The sequence below is a fragment of the Streptomyces sp. NPDC001514 genome, assembly GCF_053597075.1.
Map to the genome: position 1 here is coordinate 168,821 of NZ_JBSFHO010000013.1, position 18,519 is coordinate 187,339.

General features: G+C 70.6%; 14 protein-coding genes and 1 rRNA gene. 9 read left to right on the top strand and 6 right to left on the bottom strand.

The window, feature by feature from the left end; genetic code table 11:
* Positions 1 to 257 precede the first annotated feature (257 nt).
* From ACWCXB_RS16565 to ACWCXB_RS16580, 4 genes are read left to right on the top strand one after another with little or no spacing between them, the layout of a single operon-like run.
* Entirely contained in the window at positions 258 to 3,119 is a 2,862-nt protein-coding gene (locus tag ACWCXB_RS16565; RefSeq protein ID WP_450723367.1) for a nitrate- and nitrite sensing domain-containing protein, read from the top strand.
* Complete coding sequence (locus ACWCXB_RS16570; RefSeq protein WP_450723369.1) at positions 3,116 to 3,550, top strand: roadblock/LC7 domain-containing protein; 435 nt, start codon at positions 3,116 to 3,118, stop codon at positions 3,548 to 3,550. Before ACWCXB_RS16565 ends, ACWCXB_RS16570 begins: the two co-directional genes overlap by 4 nt.
* A 10-nt stretch (positions 3,551 to 3,560) precedes the next feature.
* Positions 3,561 to 3,995 (top strand): DUF742 domain-containing protein, encoded by a 435-nt coding sequence (locus ACWCXB_RS16575; RefSeq protein WP_450723371.1) that lies wholly within the window; start codon positions 3,561 to 3,563, stop codon positions 3,993 to 3,995.
* Positions 3,976 to 4,587, top strand: a complete 612-nt coding sequence (locus ACWCXB_RS16580) for a GTP-binding protein (protein WP_450723373.1) — start codon at positions 3,976 to 3,978, stop codon at positions 4,585 to 4,587. Before ACWCXB_RS16575 ends, ACWCXB_RS16580 begins: the two co-directional genes overlap by 20 nt.
* Positions 4,588 to 4,727: 140 nt before the next feature.
* On the opposite strand, the gene glpK is transcribed toward ACWCXB_RS16580, so the two are convergent.
* The 3 genes from glpK to ACWCXB_RS16595 form a co-directional block, all read right to left on the bottom strand.
* Positions 4,728 to 6,248: a glycerol kinase GlpK gene (glpK, locus tag ACWCXB_RS16585; protein ID WP_450723403.1), complete on the bottom strand. Its 1,521-nt coding sequence runs from the start codon at positions 6,246 to 6,248 to the stop codon at positions 4,728 to 4,730.
* 358 nt (positions 6,249 to 6,606) lie between these two features.
* Entirely contained in the window at positions 6,607 to 7,797 is a 1,191-nt protein-coding gene (locus ACWCXB_RS16590) for a lipid-transfer protein (protein WP_450723375.1), read from the bottom strand.
* Positions 7,794 to 8,249, bottom strand: a complete 456-nt coding sequence (locus ACWCXB_RS16595; protein WP_450723377.1) for a Zn-ribbon domain-containing OB-fold protein — start codon at positions 8,247 to 8,249, stop codon at positions 7,794 to 7,796. The genes ACWCXB_RS16590 and ACWCXB_RS16595 overlap by 4 nt, the downstream gene beginning before the upstream one ends.
* Positions 8,250 to 8,405: 156 nt before the next feature.
* Between ACWCXB_RS16595 and ACWCXB_RS16600 the strand changes: the two genes are divergently transcribed.
* Together ACWCXB_RS16600 and ACWCXB_RS16605 are read left to right on the top strand one after the other, a co-directional pair.
* The gene (locus tag ACWCXB_RS16600; protein ID WP_450723379.1) at positions 8,406 to 9,209 is read left to right on the top strand and encodes a M15 family metallopeptidase; all 804 of its coding nucleotides are present in this window, start codon (positions 8,406 to 8,408) and stop codon (positions 9,207 to 9,209) included.
* Between the two features lie 42 nt (positions 9,210 to 9,251).
* Positions 9,252 to 9,782, top strand: a complete 531-nt coding sequence (locus ACWCXB_RS16605) for an NUDIX domain-containing protein (RefSeq protein ID WP_450723381.1) — start codon at positions 9,252 to 9,254, stop codon at positions 9,780 to 9,782.
* A 70-nt stretch (positions 9,783 to 9,852) separates the two neighbouring features.
* Here the strand turns inward: ACWCXB_RS16605 and ACWCXB_RS16610 are convergent, their stop codons facing one another.
* Positions 9,853 to 12,243, bottom strand: a complete 2,391-nt coding sequence (locus tag ACWCXB_RS16610; protein WP_450723383.1) for a glycoside hydrolase family 31 protein — start codon at positions 12,241 to 12,243, stop codon at positions 9,853 to 9,855.
* Between the two features lie 230 nt (positions 12,244 to 12,473).
* Here ACWCXB_RS16610 and ACWCXB_RS16615 point away from each other — a divergent pair, with 230 nt between their 5' ends.
* On the top strand, positions 12,474 to 14,450 hold the full coding sequence (locus tag ACWCXB_RS16615; RefSeq protein ID WP_450723385.1) for an acetoacetate--CoA ligase: 1,977 nt from the start codon (positions 12,474 to 12,476) through the stop codon (positions 14,448 to 14,450).
* Positions 14,451 to 14,541: 91 nt separating this feature from the next.
* Positions 14,542 to 15,438, top strand: coding sequence for a hypothetical protein (locus ACWCXB_RS16620; RefSeq protein ID WP_450723387.1), 897 nt, complete (start codon positions 14,542 to 14,544; stop codon positions 15,436 to 15,438).
* Between the two features lie 99 nt (positions 15,439 to 15,537).
* On the opposite strand, the gene ptsP is transcribed toward ACWCXB_RS16620, so the two are convergent.
* Positions 15,538 to 17,208, bottom strand: a complete 1,671-nt coding sequence (gene ptsP, locus ACWCXB_RS16625) for a phosphoenolpyruvate--protein phosphotransferase (RefSeq protein ID WP_450723389.1) — start codon at positions 17,206 to 17,208, stop codon at positions 15,538 to 15,540.
* Positions 17,209 to 17,284: 76 nt separating this feature from the next.
* Positions 17,285 to 17,734 carry a PTS sugar transporter subunit IIA gene (locus ACWCXB_RS16630; RefSeq protein ID WP_450723391.1) on the bottom strand — a complete coding sequence of 150 codons (450 nt, stop codon included), beginning with the start codon at positions 17,732 to 17,734 and terminating at the stop codon, positions 17,285 to 17,287.
* A 700-nt stretch (positions 17,735 to 18,434) separates the two neighbouring features.
* Between ACWCXB_RS16630 and ACWCXB_RS16635 the strand changes: the two genes are divergently transcribed.
* A 16S ribosomal RNA gene (locus ACWCXB_RS16635) occupies positions 18,435 to 18,519 on the top strand; the annotation flags it as partial.

The window sequence follows — 18,519 nt, forward strand, 5'->3', positions numbered from 1 at the left end:
CCGCGGAAGGAAGAATTCCAGCCATCCCCTCAGGAAAGGAGTGTCGCCTCCTGTCAGGTGGCCTCGGCCACACCACGGAGGTCCAACTCCCCGAATACCAGGACAACTCATGATCAACGCAACTTCTCGCGGCCGAAAAACGTCCGGACGTGTCTTCGAGTTGTCACCGTGTCAGTAGTAGGCTCGCGCCGTTTGCTGACGGAGAACACAAGCGGAATCACCGCCTGCACACCGCGGGCGCCGATCAGGGGGAGGCCATGCGCTTTCGCGGGAAGTCCATCCGCCGGAAGATCGTGGCGTTGCTGCTCGTGCCGCTGGTGTCCCTCACCGCGCTGTGGGGTTTCGCGACCGCGATCACCGGCCAGGAGGCCAAACAGCTCCTGGACGTCGGCTACATCATCAACCGGGTCGGCTACCCCCTGGAGGACACCGTTCGTGTCATCCAGAAGGAACGCCGCCAGACCATGGTCTATCTCGCGGACCCGCGTGCCTCCGACGCCCTGACGACCCTGCGCCGCCACCGCTCGGCCACCGACGCAGCCGTGGCCGACATCCGCAAGAACGCCGAGGACTCCGGCGTACGCGACTCCCTACGCCCGGACGTCTCCCAGCGGTTGGACTCGCTCCTCGACGCCCTCGACGGACTCGGCTCGCTGCGCCGCAACGTCGAGCAGAGCGCCATCACCCGCGCCCAGGCCCTCGAGTTCTACAACCGGCTCGTCGACCCCTGCTACAGCTTCCTCAACTCCCTCCACGCGCTCGAGGACGTGGAGCTCGAGAAGCAGGGTCGCGCCCTCGTCGGCGTCGTACGCGCCCGTGAACTGCTCTCCCGCGAGGACGCGCTCGTGACCTCCGCCCTGATCACGCGCAGGATCACCGCCGAGGAGATCCGCACGGTCTCCGACCTCGCCGCCAACCGCAAACTCCTGTACGAGACCAGCCTCGAGGTCCTGCCCGCGTCCGAGCGCGACACCCTCGAGAAATACTGGCGCAGCCCGGACACCCAGCCCTTGCGCGAGGCCGAGGAGAAGCTGATCACCGCAGGCCCCGGCAAGAACCCCCGCGCTGTGGACGCCGCGCGCTGGGAGGAACTGGCCACACCGGTCCTGGACGATCTCGCCCGCCGGAGCACCGAGGCGGGCGACCGCTACCAGGACCGCGTCGAGCCCGCCGCGTACAGCGTCCTCGTCAAGGCCGGCATCGCCGGAGTCCTCGGCTTCCTCGCCCTCCTGATCTCCCTCGTCGTCTCCGTACGCATCGGCCGTGATCTGGCCCGCGTCCTGTCCCGGCTGCGCAAGGAGGCCCACGAGGTCTCCGGTGTCCGGCTGCCCAGCGTCATGCGCCGGCTCGCCGCCGGTGAGACCGTCGACGTCGAGACCGAGGCGCCGCACCTGGAGTACGAGAAGGACGAGATCGGCCAGGTCGGCCAGGCCCTCAACACCCTTCAGCGCGCAGCCGTCGAAGCCGCGGTCAAGCAGGCCGACATGCGTCGCGGCGTGTCCGAGGTCTTCGTCAACCTCGCACGCCGCAACCAGGTGCTGCTCCATCGCCAGCTCACGCTGCTCGACACGATGGAACGGCGCACGGAGGACACCGAGGAACTCGCGGACCTGTTCCGGCTCGACCACCTCACGACCCGTATGCGCCGGCACGCCGAGGGCCTGGTGATCCTCTCCGGCGCCGCCCCGTCCCGCCAGTGGCGCAAGCCGATCCAGCTGATGGACGTCGTACGGGCCGCGGTCGCCGAGGTCGAGGACTACGAGCGCATCGAGGTACGCCGCCTGCCGCGCATCGGCGTGGGCGGACCCGCCGTCGCCGACCTCACCCACCTCATAGCGGAACTGCTGGAGAACGCCACCGTCTTCTCACCCCCGCACACCGCCGTCCAGGTCCACGGCGAGCGGGTGGCCAACGGCTTCACCTTGGAGATCCACGACCGGGGGCTCGGCATGGCGCCCGAGGCGCTCCTCGACGCCAACCTCCGGCTCGCCGAGACCCCCGAGTTCGAGCTCTCCGACACTGACCGGCTCGGCCTGTTCGTCGTCAGCCGGCTCGCCCAGCGGCAGAACGTCCGGGTCTCGCTGCAGCCGTCCCCGTACGGAGGGACCACCGCGGTCGTCTTCATACCGGCCGCGCTGCTCACCGACGCCCCCGAGACCGAGGGCACCGGCTTCCGGCTCGACCGCAAGAGCGGCCGCAGCGATTGGGACAGGGACCGCGACCGGCGCCACTCCGACGGCGGCAGGCTCGCCGCGCTGTCCCAGGTGCCCACGGGACTCGGCGGCCCCACCGTGCTCGACGGACCCGTCGAACTGGAGCCCCCGGTCGGCACGCTCGGCATCGACGACCGCCCGGCCATCGCAGGCATCGACACGATCGAGTCCATCGGCGCGATCGACACCACCGCCGACATCGAGGACACCGAGAGCGAGCGCGGCGGACTGTTCCGCGCCCGCGACTTCCTGCGCGCGCCCGCCGACGAACAGCACCAGCAGGTACCCGACCAGGTGCGCGAGCACCCGCGTGACGGCCGGCGCCCGGTGGGGCCCGTTCCGCTGCCCCGCCGCAAGCCGCCGACGCTGGTCAGCGACCACGGCCGCCGGGTGGACGGGCCGGGCCGCTCCCACCCGTCGTTCGGGCGGACCGCGGAGGCGAAGACGGATACGGCATCGGCATCGGCATCGGCGTCCGCGTCCGGCCCGGCCCGGCCCTCGGACCGGACACCGGGCCTGCATCCGGCACGGTCCACGGACCGCGCCCTGGGCCCGGCCGCGGGCCCGGCTTCGGCCTCGGCCCCGGGCACGACCCCTGCCCCGGGCCCGGCTTCGGCCACGGACAGCCCGAGCCCCGTCCCGCCCGCGCCAGGCGGCCTGCCGCGCCGCGTGCGCCAGGCCAGCCTCGCCCCACAGCTGCGCGCGGACGCGTCCGGCACCCGCGCCGCCGGCACCCCTGGGGCACCGGCCGACGAGCCGGACATCGAACGTGACGCGGAAGAAGTACGCGACCGCATGGCCTCGCTGCAACGCGGCTGGCAGCGCGGACGTCGGCAGAACGCCGAGGACACCACCGGCCCCGGCGAAACGGCACAAGGAACCACACCGGAGGGGAACGGTCGATGACCGCACCGAACGCCGCAGCAAACGACTCCACCAAGAGCGGCGAGCTGAACTGGCTTCTCGACGAGCTGGTCGAGCGGGTCGGCTCCATCCGCAAGGCACTCGTGCTCTCCAGCGACGGCCTCGCGACCGGCGCGTCCAAGGACCTCACCCGGGAGGACGGCGAGCACCTCGCCGCCGTCGCCTCCGGTTTCCACAGCCTCGCCAAGGGCGTGGGCCGCCACTTCGACGCGGGGCGCGTACGGCAGACCGTCGTCGAGCTCGACGACGCCTTCCTCTTCGTCACCGCGGCGGGCGACGGCAGCTGCCTCGCCGTACTGTCCGACGCCGACTCCGACGTCGGCCAGGTCGCGTACGAGATGACGCTGATGGTCAAGCGGGTGGGCGTCCACCTCGCCACGGCACCACGGACCGGGCTGACCTCCGGAGGGTGAGTGGAATGGCATGAACGACCCCGGACAGCACGCTCAGCAGGCCCTGGAAGAAGCCCAGCAGGCCGAGCAGGCGCACCACTGGTTCGACGACGACGCGGGACCGGTGGTCCGTCCGTACGCGATGACCCGCGGCCGTACGAGCAGTGCGACCCGGCACCGGCTCGACCTGATCGCGCTCGTCGTCCCCGAACCGGCGGCCGACGACCCGGGCAGGGACCAGACGCTCTCGCCCGAACACGTCGAGATCGTCGAACGCTGCAGCACCATCCCCCAGTCGATCGCCGAGCTCGCGGCCGGACTCGACCTCCCCGTCGGGGTGGTCCGGGTCCTGGTCGGCGATCTCGTCGAGGACGAACTGGTCCACGTAACCCGTCCCGTTCCGCCGGCCGAACTGCCGGACGTGAGCATTCTCCGCGAGGTGATCAATGGTCTTCGGGCGCTCTAGCCGCACGGACTCGCCGCGGCCGGTCGAGCCGGTGACACTGAAGATCCTGGTGGCGGGCGGATTCGGGGTCGGCAAGACGACTCTCGTCGGTGCGGTCAGCGAGATCCGACCGCTGCGCACCGAGGAGACCCTGACCGAGGCCGGCCGGCCCGTCGACGACCTCGACGGCGTCGAGTCCAAGAACACCACCACCGTCGCCATGGACTTCGGCCGGATCACCCTCCGCGACGACCTGGTGCTCTATCTCTTCGGTACGCCGGGCCAGGACCGCTTCTGGTTCCTCTGGGACGAGCTGGCCCAAGGGGCGCTCGGCGCGGTCGTCCTCGCCGACACGCGCCGCCTGGAGGACTCGTTCGCGGCCATCGACTACTTCGAACGCCGAGGCATCCCGTTCACCGTCGGCGTGAACTGTTTCGAGGGCGCCGCCCGCTTCCCGGCGGAGACGGTACGCGCCGCGCTCGACCTCGACCCGGAAGTGCCGCTGATGATGTGCGACGCGCGCGACCGCGAGTCGGTGAAGGCCGTGCTCGTGTCCGTGGTCGAACACGCGCTGGTCCGCTCGACCCAGGAGCGCGAGCCCGCGACCACCTGACCCGAGGCGATCGCCTGCAACACGGCCCGTACCCCCGCCGACAGGGGTACGGGCCGTGGCTCGTGGGGCCATGAGGTCATGGCGCTGTGCGGCCTGTCTTGTGGATCAGCCGTGCCAGGCGGGAGTTCTGAAACACGGCCCTAGGCGTGTTCCTCCCAGCCGAAGCTGCGCTCCACCGCCTTGCGCCAGTTGCCGTACTCCCGCTCCCGGACGTCCGCGGCCATCCGCGGCGACCATTCCACATCGCGCTGCCAGTGAGCCTTCAGCTCGTCCAGTCCGTCCCAGACACCGGTGGCGAGCCCGGCGGCGTACGCGGCGCCCAGACACGTCGTTTCGGACACCTTGGGCCGGATCACGGGCACGCCCAGCACATCCGCCTGATGCTGCATCAGCAGCTGGTTGGCGGTCATCCCACCGTCGACCTTGAGCGTCGTGATCGGCACACCCGAGTCCTGGTACATCGCGTCGACGACCTCACGCGTCTGCCAGCTCGTCGCCTCCAGCACCGCACGCGCCAGATGCGCCTTCGTGACGTACCTGGTCAGCCCCGTGATGACGCCGCGGGCATCGTCCCGCCAGTAGGGCGCGTACAGACCGGAGAACGCCGGCACGATGTACGCCCCTCCGTTGTCGTCCACGCTCGCCGCGAGTGTCTCGATCTCGTCGGCGCTGCGGATGATCCCGAGCTGGTCCCGGAACCACTGCACGAGCGCGCCGGTGATCGCGATCGACCCCTCCAGGCAGTAGACGGGAGCGGAGTCGCCGATCCGATAGCCGAGGGTGGTGATCAGCCCGCTCTTGGACGGCACCGGGCGGCTTCCCGTGTTGAGGAGGAGGAAACTCCCCGTCCCGTAGGTGTTCTTCGCCGTGCCCGCGTCGTAGCAGGCCTGGCCGAAAATCGCCGCTTGCTGGTCGCCGAGCGCCGATGCGACCGGCACCCCGGCGAGCCGGCCCACGGCCGTCCCGTACACCTCGGCCGAGGACCTGATCTCCGGGAGCACAGCCTGCGGCACATTCATCGCCGCGAGGATCGAGGAGTCCCACTGGAGGGTCTCCAGGTTCATCAGCATGGTGCGCGAGGCGTTGGTGACGTCGGTGACATGGACTCCGCCGTCGGTGCCACCGGTCAGATTCCAGATCAGCCAGGAGTCGATCGTGCCGAACGCGATGTCGCCACGCTCCGCCTTGGCGCGCAGCCCGGGCACGTTGTCCAGCAGCCAGGCCGCCTTGGGGCCGGAGAAGTAGCTGGCGAGGGGCAGACCGGTGGCATCCCGGAACCGGTCCTGGCCGTCCGTGCCGCCGAGTTCGGTGCACAGCGCCGCGGTCCGCGTGTCCTGCCAGACGATGGCGTTGTGCACGGGCTTGCCTGTGGAGCGGTCCCACAGCACCGTCGTCTCGCGCTGGTTGGTGATTCCGAGCGCGCTGAGCTGATCGGCACGGAGCCCTGCTTTGGCCAGCGCTCCCGCGACGACGGACTGGACCTTGGACCAGATCTCGGTGGCGTCGTGCTCCACCCAGCCGGGCTTGGGGAAGATCTGACGGTGCTCTCGCTGGTCGACGGCGACGATCGCGCCGTCCTGGTCGAAGATGATGCAGCGGCTCGACGTGGTGCCCTGGTCGATCGCGGCGACGTGCTTCTGGGAGGTGTCTGCGTGGCTGATGGCGTGCTCCTGGGCTGGTCGGTTCCCATGGCTACGGAGCCGAAGGCAGGGAGCGCGTCGTTGCGCGAGGGTGTCCCGTACCCGGCCCGGCGTCCGTGAAGAGCGTGGTGAGTGTGCGCGTGCCTGTGGCTGTGCCAGTGCGTGCCTGGGCGTGTGTGCCTGGGTGTGTACGTGCCCGGGCGTGTGTGTGCCTGGGCGTGTACGTGCCTGAGCGGGTCGAACGGCGGCGATGCCGGCCAGCGACCCGACGAAGAGGCAGTTTTCCCCGTGGCTACCGGACCGTCAAGACCGCATCCATCACACGCAGTTCACGGCACCTGCTCGAAACCTCCACCTGGAACGAAGGACGCAGCGTCCCTCAGCGCACCGCCACCACCGCCGAGCCATGACCGAACAGCCCCTGGTTCGCGGTGATCCCCGCCCGCGCTCCGGCCACCTGTCGCTCGCCCGCCGTACCGCGCAGCTGCCAGGTCAGCTCGCACACCTGGGCGATCGCCTGCGCCGGTACCGCCTCGCCGAACGACGCAAGCCCCCCGCTCGCATTGACCGGTACGCGCCCGCCCAGAGCCGTCGCGCCCTCCCGCAGCAGCTTCGCGCCCTCCCCGGCCGCGCACAGCCCGAGGTCCTCGTACCACTCCAGCTCCAGCGCCGTGGACAGGTCGTACACCTCTGCGAGCGACAGGTCCTCGGGGCCGAGCCCGGCCTCCTCGTACGCGGCACGCGCGATCGACGCCCGGAAGCCGAGCGCGGACGGCTCGACCCCGGCCGCCGAGTCCGTCGCGATGTCGGGGAGGTCGAGCACGGTCCTGGGGTAGGTGGGGGTGACCGTGGAGACGGCACGGACACGGACCGGATCCGCCACTCCGTGCCGGCGTGCGTACTCCATGCTCGACAGGACCAGCGCCGCGCCGCCGTCCGACGTGGCGCAGATGTCGAGAAGCCGCAGCGGATCGGCGACGACGGCGGACGCGGCGACCTGTTCGGCCGTGACGGCCTTGCGGTAGCGCGCATACGGGTTGAGCGCCCCGGCTGCCGCGTTCTTGACCTTGACCTGCGCGAAGTCGTCGGGTGTGTCGCCGTGGACGGCCATCCGGCGGCGCGCGTACAACGCGAAGTACGCGGGATTGGTGGCGCCGAGCACCCGGAAGCGCAGCCAGTCGGGATCGTCGGGACGGTCGCCGCCCGCAGGTGCGAAGAACCCCTTGGGCGCGGAGTCGGCGCCCACGACGAGCACGACGTCCGCCAGGCCCGCCAGGATCTGGGCCCGCGCGGTGGCGACCGCCTGGGCCCCGGACGCGCACGCCGCGTACACGCTGGTGACCCTCGCCCCCTGCCAACCCAGCGCCCGCGCGAAGGTCGCGCCCGCCACGTATCCGGGGTAGCCGCCCCGGACGGTGTCCGCCCCGACGACCGACTGGACGTCCTGCCAGCCGATGCCCGCGTCGGCCAGTGCGGCGCGGGCCGCGGCCCTTCCGTACTCGACGAAGCCCTTCCCCCATTTGCCCCAGGGGTGCATCCCCGCCCCGAGGACCGCGATGTCGCCGGTCATCGGCCACCGCCCACCGGCCGCCAGTGCCAGGTCGTCCAGACGGTCCCTGCATCCTCGTTGAGGACCCCGGGCACCACCTCGACCTCCATGCCGACCGCGAGATCCGCGACCGTCACCCCCGGAGCCGCCTGCCCGAGGATCACCATGCGCTCCTGCGCGAGCTCGACCGCGACCAGCGTGTACGGCTCCCACTCCGCGTCGGGGTCGGACACGTACGGCGCCGGGGGGCGGTACCGCCCGTCCGTGTACGACCAGACACGGCCGCGCTTCGACAGTGCCACCTCCGCCGGCTCGCCGGTGCCGGCGCAGCCGGGATTGCGGCAGTAGGCGTCCTCGCGTGGGAAGAACACCGCGGAGCAGGCGGTGCAGCGCGTACCCAGGAGCCTGAACTCCCGCTCCTCCTCACCGTCGGTGAACCAACCGGCCACCACGGGCGTACGTGTGCGCGCCACAGGCTGCCCCCTCTTTTCGATCTGACGGAACGTCAGGAGTGTGCCACGGCAAGAACGCGGCCGGAAGCCGGAAGAGTTGGTTCCGGCCTGAAGCCGCGGGGGCCGGCAGTTGACCGCGGGGTGGTTCCGGCCGGCCGTTCCTGATAGACGGTGCGCATGAGAGGACCCGCTTCCGCGTTCCGCGCCCTGACCCTCGCCGCCGCCCTGCTGGCCGTCACCACCACGTCCCCCGCCGCACGGGCCGCAACCGGACCGAAAGCCCCGGACGAGTTCGTCGCCCTGCGCACCGTCGCCCCGACGATCATCCAGGAGATGCGCTACACCACCCCGCACAACTTCATCGGCGAACCGATCGACGGCTACGAGCAGCCCGTGTGCATCCTCACCCGGCCCGCCGCCCAGGCCCTCCAGCGCGCCCAGCGCCAACTCCTGCGCCAGGGCCACTCCCTCAAGGTCTACGACTGCTACCGACCGCAGCGCGCGGTCGACCACTTCGTCCGCTGGGCCAAGGACTTCTCCGACGAGCGCATGAAGGCGGAGTTCTATCCCCATGTCGACAAGTCGAGGCTGTTCGAGGACGGTTACATCGCGGAGAAGTCGGGACACAGCCGCGGCAGCACCGTCGACCTGACCATCGTCAAGCTCCCGGCCAAGAGGACCCGCCCGTACCTACCCGGCGAAGAACTGGTCCCCTGCTACGCACCGCAGGACGAGCGCTTCCCGGACAACTCCGTCGACATGGGCACCGGATTCGACTGCTTCGACACCCTCTCGCACACCGACGATCCCCGCATCCAGGGTGAGCAGCGCGCCAACCGCCAACTCCTCAAGAACGCCCTCGCCGAGGCCGGATTCGTCAACCTGCCCGAGGAATGGTGGCACTTCACGCACAAGCCGGAACTCTTCCCCGACACCTACTTCGACTTCCCGGTGGCATGGAGGTCGCTGGCGCGGCCCTGACGCGCTGACCGGGCGACGCGGCCACTCACGTACAGTCCGCGTGTGACCGAGCCCAACGCCCCCACCCCCGTCAAGGACTCCCACTGCTCCAGCTGCGGGGCCCGCTACCCGGACGGCACCACCGGCTGGCCCCGCACCTGCGCCGTCTGCGGCGACATGGCCTACCGCAACCCACTCCCCGTGGCCGTCGCCCTCCTCCCGGCCACCACCCCACGTGGCACCGGACTCGTCGTCATCACCCGCACCATCGAACCGCAGCGCGGCGGCATCGCACTGCCCGGCGGCTTCATCGACCACTCCGAGGACTGGCAGCACGCGGTTGTACGCGAGCTCCGGGAAGAGACCGGCATCTCGGCCGCCCACCAGGACGTCCGACTGGCCGATGCGCTCAGCTCACCCGGCGGACACCTGCTCCTCTTCGGCCTGCTCCCCGAGCGCCCGGCCGCCGAGCTCCCGCATCCGGCCCCGACCGACGAGACCGAGGGCTGGCACCTCCTCCACGAGCCGGCCGAGCTGGCGTTCCCACTGCACACAACGGCGGTACGGAGATGGTTCGCCGGCGACTACACGTAACGGCCGTCGCACCGGGCCCGCCCCGCACCCGTACCGGCCGTCACGCCAGCCCCCGCACCCGTACCGGCCGTCACGTCAGCCCCCGCACCCGTACCGGCCGTGAAACCTTCGCCGCACCGCCCTCCGTCACCCGCTCCACGACGACCCGACCGCCCGCCGGACGGGACGCGTACCGCTCCACTTCCGGGTGCACCGACACGTCGTCCGACGAGCGGGCGCCCGCCGACACGTCCCCGGGGTCCTCGACGACCAGCCCACTGCCGGTACGCCCCGCCGCGGGCGCCCACACCTCCAGCTCGGTCGAGCCGTCGTCGCCGCGCACCGGAATCACCGCACCCGCCCGTGCCAGCACCGGAATCCGCGACATCGGCGCGTCCAGCAGCACCTGCCCCGGACCGTCGTACGCCTCACCCGTCACCGTGTCGTACCACCGCCCGCGCGGCAGCCGCACCGCACGCCGGTCCGTACCCCGCTCCAGCACCGGCGCGACGAGCAGCGCATCGCCCAGCAGAAAGGCGTCCTCGCAGTCACGCAGCGCCCGGTCGTTCGGCGCTCCCCACCACAGAGGCCGCACGTACGGCGCCCCGGTCAGCCGTGCCAGATGCGCCAGCGTGACGAAGTACGGGCGCAGCCGCTCCCGTTCGAGCATCGCCGCCTTCGCATGGCCGAGCACCTGCGGACCGAACTCCCACGGCTCCCTGCGCCCCGCGTCGATCGCCGCGTGCGTACGGAACAACGGCAGATACGCGCCGAGCTGGAACCACCGCAGATACAGCTCGGGCGACGGACTGCCGTCGAAACCGCCCACGTCCGGGCCCGAGTAGGGCACCCCGCACAGACCCAGCCCCAGCACGAGCGACAACGACGCCCGCAGCCCCGGCCAGCCCGTCGACACATCACCGGACCAGGTCCCGCCGTACCGCTGCATCCCCGCCCAGCCGGAGCGCGAGAACAGGAACGGCCGCTCGTGCGGCTGCAGCCGCCGCAACCCCTCGTACCCGGCCCGCGCCATCCCCAGCGCGTACACATTGTGGGCCTCGCGATGATCGCCGCCGCGCCCCTCCAGCGCGTGCCGGGCCGAGCGCGGCAGCGTCATGTCGCCGAACGGCGTGAACGACACCGGCTCGTTCATGTCGTGCCACACCCCCGCGAAACCCTGCGCGAGCCGCTCCTCGTACAGCCCGCCCCACCAGGCACGCACCTGCGGATCGGTGAAATCCGGATACACGCACTCACCCGGCCACACCACACCGCGCACCTCCCGCCCCCGCGCGTCCCGCACGAAAGCCCCGGCATCCCGCACCGCCGAGCCGCTGTCGTACACGGCGTCGCCCGGCTCCGCCTTCACCGCCGGGTCGACGATCGACACCAGCCGCACACCGTCCGCGCGCAGCTCCTTCGCCAGCCCCGGCAGATCGGGGAAGCGCGCACGGTCGACCGTGAAGACCCGGTGGCCGTCGTAGTGGTCGATGTCGAGGTGCACGGCCGACAGCGGAAGCCCCCGCTCCCGGTAGCCGGCCACCACCCGCCGCACCTCGCGCTCGCTGCCGAACCCCCAGCGCGCGTGCTGCGGCCCGAGCGCCCACGACGGGGGGAGCGCGGGCGCACCGGTGAGTGCCTTCCAACCGCGCAGCACGCGCGCCGGAGTGCCCACGATCACCCAGCAACGCAACGGACCACCGGCCATCCGCACCTCACTCGTGCCCGGCCTGTCGTGCCCGGAGCCCGCGCCCTCCTCGCCCTCGTGCAGCGTGACGCGGCCGTCCCATGAATTGTCATGAAACGCCAGATGTGTCCCCGCGTCCGACACCACCAGCTGCACCGGCATCGTGATGTACAGCGGATCGTCGCCCGGAGCGAAACTGCCCCGCGGATCGGTGTTCCACAGCTGGTACGTCCCGTTCCGCAGCCGCGGCCCCGAAGACCGACCACCCAGCCCGAAGAACCGGGCGTCGGCAGGCACTTCGGAGCGCTGCAGCCAGCGCGCCGGCCCCCCGCCCACCGGCTCCCACCAGCGCGGCGGCAGATCCCGGCGCAGCACCACCCCGCCCGGAGTCCGGACCTCGACCGCGCCGTGCCGCGACACCGCCACCGTCACCCGCTCCGACACGACCCGCCAGCCGCCGTCCTTGTCGGGCTCCAGCCCGGCGCGCGGATCGGCCTCGGGCGGGGCACCGGCCAACGCGTACGACGGCTCGGGTCCGGCCCCGTCCCACCCCCAGAAGACGCTCCCGCCCACCGCCACCCGCACCCGAAGCTCCGAACGCGCAAAACGCACGACCCCGCCGCCGGGCAACGGCTCGGCATCCACCACCGCCCCTGGCACCCGCGCCCGCTCCGCCCCCCGCGTCGGCAGCCCCCATGCATCCGTACGCCTCCGACGCCACGCCGCACGCACCGCACGCAGCCCCTGCACCGTGCCGAACACCTTCACCGAGCGCACCAGCCCACGACCGTTCATGCTGCTCACCCTGCCATCCACCAGCGGTTTGGCGGGGTCCGTTCAACTTCCGTTCACCCGTGGTGCGAGCACACAAACAGCCACCCGACCATGGGCGGGGAACCCTGGTGCACAAGACGATCACATGGCATCGTCCTGTCAGCGACAGCCGCGTCACGCGCACACCCACGCCCGTGCGCGGGACACACGCCCACCACGCGTACAGCACACAGCCGCCCGGGAGCCGCCCCATGACCTCAGCAGCGAACCCTGCCCCCCTCTGGCAGCCGGACGCCGACCGCATCGCCTCCGCCCGCATCACCCGCTTCCAGGCCTGGGCGGCGGAACGGTACGGCGCCCCCGCCGACGGCGGCTACCCCGCTCTGCACCGCTGGTCCGTCGACGAGCTGGAGACCTTCTGGCAGGCCGTCGCCGACTGGTTCGACGTACGGTTCTCCACTCCGTACGGGCACGTACTGGGCGACCGGACCATGCCCGGAGCCCAATGGTTCACCGGCGCCACCCTCAACTACGCCGAGCACGCCCTTCGCACCGCCGAAGACAGCACGCGAGCCCAAGAACCCGCACTCATTCATGTGGACGAGACACACGAACCGTCCCCGATCAGCTGGTCCGAGCTCCGCCGCCAGGTCGGGTCCCTCGCGGCCGAACTACGCGCCCTCGGCGTACGCCCCGGCGACCGCGTCAGCGGCTACCTCCCCAACATCCCGCAGGCCGTCACCGCCCTCCTCGCCACCGCCGCAGTCGGCGCCGTCTGGACCTCCTGCGCCCCCGACTTCGGCGCCCGCAGCGTCCTCGACCGCTTCCAGCAGGTCGAACCCGTCGTCCTCTTCACCGTCGACGGCTACCGCTACGGCGGCAAGGAACACGACCGCCGCGACACCGTCGCCGAACTCCGCCGTGAACTCCCCACCCTGCGCGCCGTGGTCCACATCCCACTGCTCGGCACCCCGGCCCCCGAAGGCGCCCTCGACTGGTCCGAGCTGACCTCCGGCGACACCGAGCCCGTCTTCGAGCAGGTCCCCTTCGACCACCCGCTGTGGGTCCTCTACTCCTCCGGCACCACCGGCCTCCCCAAGGCCATCGTCCAGTCCCAGGGCGGCATCCTCCTCGAACACTTCAAACAGCTCGGCCTGCACTGCGACCTCGGCCCCGGAGACCGCTTCTTCTGGTACACCTCCACCGGCTGGATGATGTGGAACTTCCTCGTCTCCGGCCTCCTCACCGGCACCACCGTCATCCTCTACGACGGCAGCCCCGGCTACCCCGAGACCGGCGCCCAGTGGGCCATCGCCGAACGCACCGGCGCCACCCTCTTCGGCACCTCCGCCGCCTACGTCATGGCCTGCCGCAAGGCCGACGTGCACCCCGGACGCGACCACGACCTCTCACGCGTCCAGTGCGTCGCCACCACCGGCTCCCCGCTCCCGCCCGACGGCTTCCGCTGGCTCCACGACGAGGTCCGCGACGACCTGTGGATCGCCTCTGTCAGCGGTGGGACGGACGTCTGCAGCTGCTTCGCCGGCGCCGTCCCCACCCTCCCTGTCCACATCGGCGAACTCCAGGCACCCTGCCTCGGCACCGACCTCCAGGCCTGGGACCCGCAGGGCAAACCCCTCATCGGCGAGGTCGGCGAACTCATCGTCACCAACCCCATGCCGTCCATGCCCATCCACTTCTGGAACGACCCCGACGGCAGCCGCTACCGCGACAGCTACTTCGAGATGTTCCCCGGAGCCTGGCGCCACGGCGACTGGATCACGATCACCGACCACGGCTCGGTCATCATCCACGGCCGCTCCGACTCCACGCTCAACCGCCAGGGCGTACGCATGGGCTCCGCGGACATCTACGAAGCCGTCGAACGTCTCCCCGAAATCCGCGAGTCCCTCGTCATCGGCCTCGAAGAACCCGACGGCGGCTACTGGATGCCCCTCTTCGTCCACCTCGCCCCCGGCGCCGCCCTCGACGACGACCTGCGCGACCGGATCAAGCGCACCATCCGCGAACAGCTCTCCCCGCGCCACGTCCCGGACGACATCATCGAGGTCCCCGGCGTCCCCCACACCCTCACCGGCAAGCGCATCGAAGTCCCGGTCAAGCGCCTCCTCCAGGGAACAGCCCTCGCCAAGGCGGTCAACCCCGGCTCGGTCGACAACCTCGACCTGCTGCGCTTCTACGAGGAGCTGGCGCGCAAGCGCGCCTGACCCCGGGACACCGCCGGCACGCGTTGTCAGTGCTCACGGTTACGGTGAGTGAGCACTGATCAACAGCGCCCAGGGGGAACCAGGGGGATTCATGGCGCACACCAAGAACCAGCAGCAGTCCATGCGGCGCGCCCTGCGCCGCGACGTCCCGGCCACCGTCGGCCTGCTCGTCGACGAGCAGGACTTCGCCGCCATGCGCCGGTACCGCAGCTTCACCTTCACCGACCATCCCGGCTACCTCCACCAGGTCGACGGCCTGCTCAGAGCACTCTCCTCACAGGGCGGCCACACCACGGTCGCCCTCTTCGACCCGGAGGACTTCGCCCGCTACTGCACGGAGACCGGACTCGACCCGGACAGCTCCACCAGCCGCAGCCGGTACACCGCGGAGATCGCCGCCGCCGGCCCCACCGTCGCATACACGGGCCAGCCCATCGACCACCTGGTGCCGCTGCTCATCAACAGATCGGTCCGCCAGGCCACCTGGGAGTACGCGACCTGGCTGCTCGGCGACCTCGGAGCGTGCGCGGACTGCGGCGAGGACATCGGCCGCGCCGCCTTCGACCACGCATCCCAGCTGCTCCTCACCCTGCTCGAAACCGCAGGCCCCGGCACACACCATCTCGTCTGCAGCGTCCCCGCCGCCGACGAACAGCTCCTGGCGGTCCTGCACGCCGCATGCCGCAGCGGCACCCCTGCCGTGCTCGACTCCGGCGAAGGCGCGGAGTTCGCCACCGTCCTCGCCGTCGGCATCGCCCTCGAAGCCCCCGGGGGAGTGGTGCTGCGCACCTCCACGGACGACGCCCCCGACCAGCTCCGCGGCTGGCGCCTCCATGGGGGACGACTGGTCCCGCTCACCGAGGGCGAGGTCTTCAGCGCGTACTGCACGGACGCCGACACCGGCGAGCCACTCTCCCCGGAGCCGGGCGTCGAATACCGCGCGGGCTTCGACCTCGGCGATCCGCCCGGAGCGCCCCGTCACCACTGAACCGAACGAGACAGCCGACGCAGCAGACAGCAGAAGGGGCTCCCCGCCACAGGCGGGAAGCCCCATCGCACCACACCGCTCACACGGCGACTCGTCGGATCACTCGCCGGACAGCACCGCCTGCGCGGCCACCCGCGCCTCCTCCGCGGTGTCCGCAGCACGCGCCGCGGCAGCAGCGCGCTCGCACTGCGCCAGCGTGTACTTCGCCAGCGTCGCCCGCACATAAGGAATCGACGCCGCCCCCATCGAGAGAGAGGTGACACCCAGACCCGTCAGCACACAGGCGAGCAGCGGATCCGATGCCGCCTCGCCACACACACCACAGCTCTTGCCCTCGGCCCTGGCCGCCTCCGCCGACAGCGCCACCAGGTCGAGCAGCGCGGGCTGCCACGGATCCTGCAACCGGGACACCGCACCCACCTGCCGGTCCGCAGCGAACGTGTACTGCGCCAGATCGTTCGTGCCCAGCGACAGGAACTCCACCTCCTGAAGCACCGAACGCGCCCGCAGAGCAGCAGACGGAATCTCGACCATCGCGCCGAACTTCGCCTTGAGCCCCGCCTCACGACAGGCGTCCGCGAACGCCTTCGCGTCCGTACGGTCCGCCACCATCGGCGCCATGACCTCGAGGTACACCGGAAGCCCCTCGGCCGCCTTCGACAGCGCGGTCAGCTGCGTCCGGAGCACGTCCGGGTGGTCCAGCAGCGTCCGCAGACCCCGAACACCCAGCGCCGGATTCGGCTCATCGCCCGGCGTGAGGAAGTCCAGCGGCTTGTCCGCGCCCGCGTCCAGCACCCGTACGACCACACGGCCCTCGGGAAACGCCTCCAGCACCTTGCGGTACGCCTCGACCTGCTTTGCCTCCGACGGCGCCTGCTTGCTGTCGTCCAGGAACAGGAACTCCGTACGGAACAGACCGACACCCTCGGCCCCCGCCTCGACAGCCGCCGGCACATCCGCCGGACCCCCGACATTGGCCAGAAGCGGCACCTTGTGCCCGTCCGACGTCGCACCCGGCCCGGACGACGCGGCAAGCGCAGCCTTCCGCGCGGCGGCTGCCTCGGCCATCTGCGCCTGCTTCTCGACGCTCGGCTCGACGAAGACCTCGCCGGTGCTCCCGTCGACGGCGACGACCGCACCCTCGGCAAGCTCGCACGCCCCCGTCAGCGCCACCACGGCCGGCACCCCGAGCGCCCGCGCCAGAATCGCGCTGTGGCTCGTCGGCCCGCCCTCCTCGGTCACAAAACCGAGCACCAGTGCCGGGTCGAGCAGCGCCGTGTCCGCGGGAGCGAGATCTCGAGCGATCAGCACATACGGCTCGTCACTGTCCGGCACACCCGGCATCGGCACACCCAGCAGCCGCGCAACGATCCGGTTCCGCACGTCATCGAGGTCCGCCACACGCCCGGCCAAATACTCCCCAGCACCCGCCAGCAAGGCCCGGTACGCGGCGAACGCGTCATATACAGCCCGCTCGGCGGTGCTGCCGACGGCGATCCGTCGCTCGACGTCGGCCAAGAGCTCAGGGTCCTGCGCCATCATGGCCTGCGCCTCGAGCACGTGCTGTGCTTCGCCACCCGCCAGATTGCCGCGCGCAATCAGGTCGGCAGCCACAGCCTCGACGGCCTGGCGAGCGCGCCCCTGTTCGCGCTCCGCATCCTCCGCCGGAATCTGCTTGGCCGGCGGCTCGAGCACCGCCGTCCCCATGTGCCGAACCTCGCCGATCGCCACACCGTGGCTCACGCCGACGCCTCGCAGCGTTGTCTCCATTTCACCCGTCTCCGATTGTGCGGCGGTCCAGCCACCGCGATGGATGTACGACCGGTCCGTCACGACGGCAGTGACGTCACTGCCAGCTGAACAGCTCGTCGCCCGCCTTCACGTCGCCGTCCTCACGGACGCCGACCAGCGAGTCGGCCGTGGCCTCCAGCGCCACGACGGGGCAGATCGCGGACTTGCCGGCCTCCTCGACGGCGACCGGGTTCCAGCGCACGATCGCCTGGCCACGCGTCACGGTGTCGCCCTTGTTGATGAGGAGCTCGAAGCCCTCACCATTGAGCTGAACAGTGTCGATACCGAGATGGGTGAGCACACCGTGCCCGTCGGAGTCCACGACGACAAAGGCGTGCGGGTGCAGGGAGACAACGATGCCATCCACGGGAGAGACGGCCTCCGATGGCTCACGCACCGGGTCGATCGCCGTACCCGGACCGACCATCGCACCGGAGAAGACCGGATCGGGAACAGCGGCGAGCCCGATCGCGCGGCCGGCCAGCGGCGATGTCACGGCTGTCATGGGGGCCTCCCAGGGGTGGAGATTCTCGTGTCGCCGCCACTGTCTGTCCCGGACGGCGTACTGTTCAGAAGCGTATGTCATAGGAAGTCCAGGTTCCGTGTGAGAGCTGCTAGTTGGGCGGACCTGGAGGGCACCGGAAACGATTTGCCTCGTCTACCGGTGACATGTACTGTCGTACCTCTGCCTGGCCACGACGCGACTCTGAGCCGCGGGTCGGCAGCACCTACCTACTCAAGCCGCATCCTAACTGGTCTACACCTCTGCGTGTCCGCAGAGCGGATGGTCAGGAATGCGGGAAAAGGCTGGTAGGGTCTGAAAGGCCGGAAAGGGAAAACGCGAAAGCGAAGACCGATTCGGCAGCCCGCTCCAGCGGGTGGCAGAAACGGAAATCGGATCTGCTAAGCTGGAAACATCGAAGGGAAGCGCCCGGAGGAAAGCCCCAGAGAATGTCACTGAGGGTGAGTACGAAGGAAGCGTCCGTTCCTTGAGAACTCAACAGCGTGCCAAAAATCAACGCCAGATTAGTTGATACCCCGTCCATCTTCGGATGGTCGAGGTTCCTTTGAAGTCCTACTGGCCCATGTGGCAGGTAGGCACATACACAGCGAGGACGCTGTGTGCGACCGGGACTATTCCTTCTGGTCGCACCGCTCTCGTGGTGTCTGACCCGCGCTTTTAATTAAGCACAGTCGGGAAAACATTCACGGAGAGTTTGATCCTGGCTCAGGACGAACGCTGGCGGCGTGCTTAACACATGCAAGTCGAACGATGAAGCCCTTCGGGGT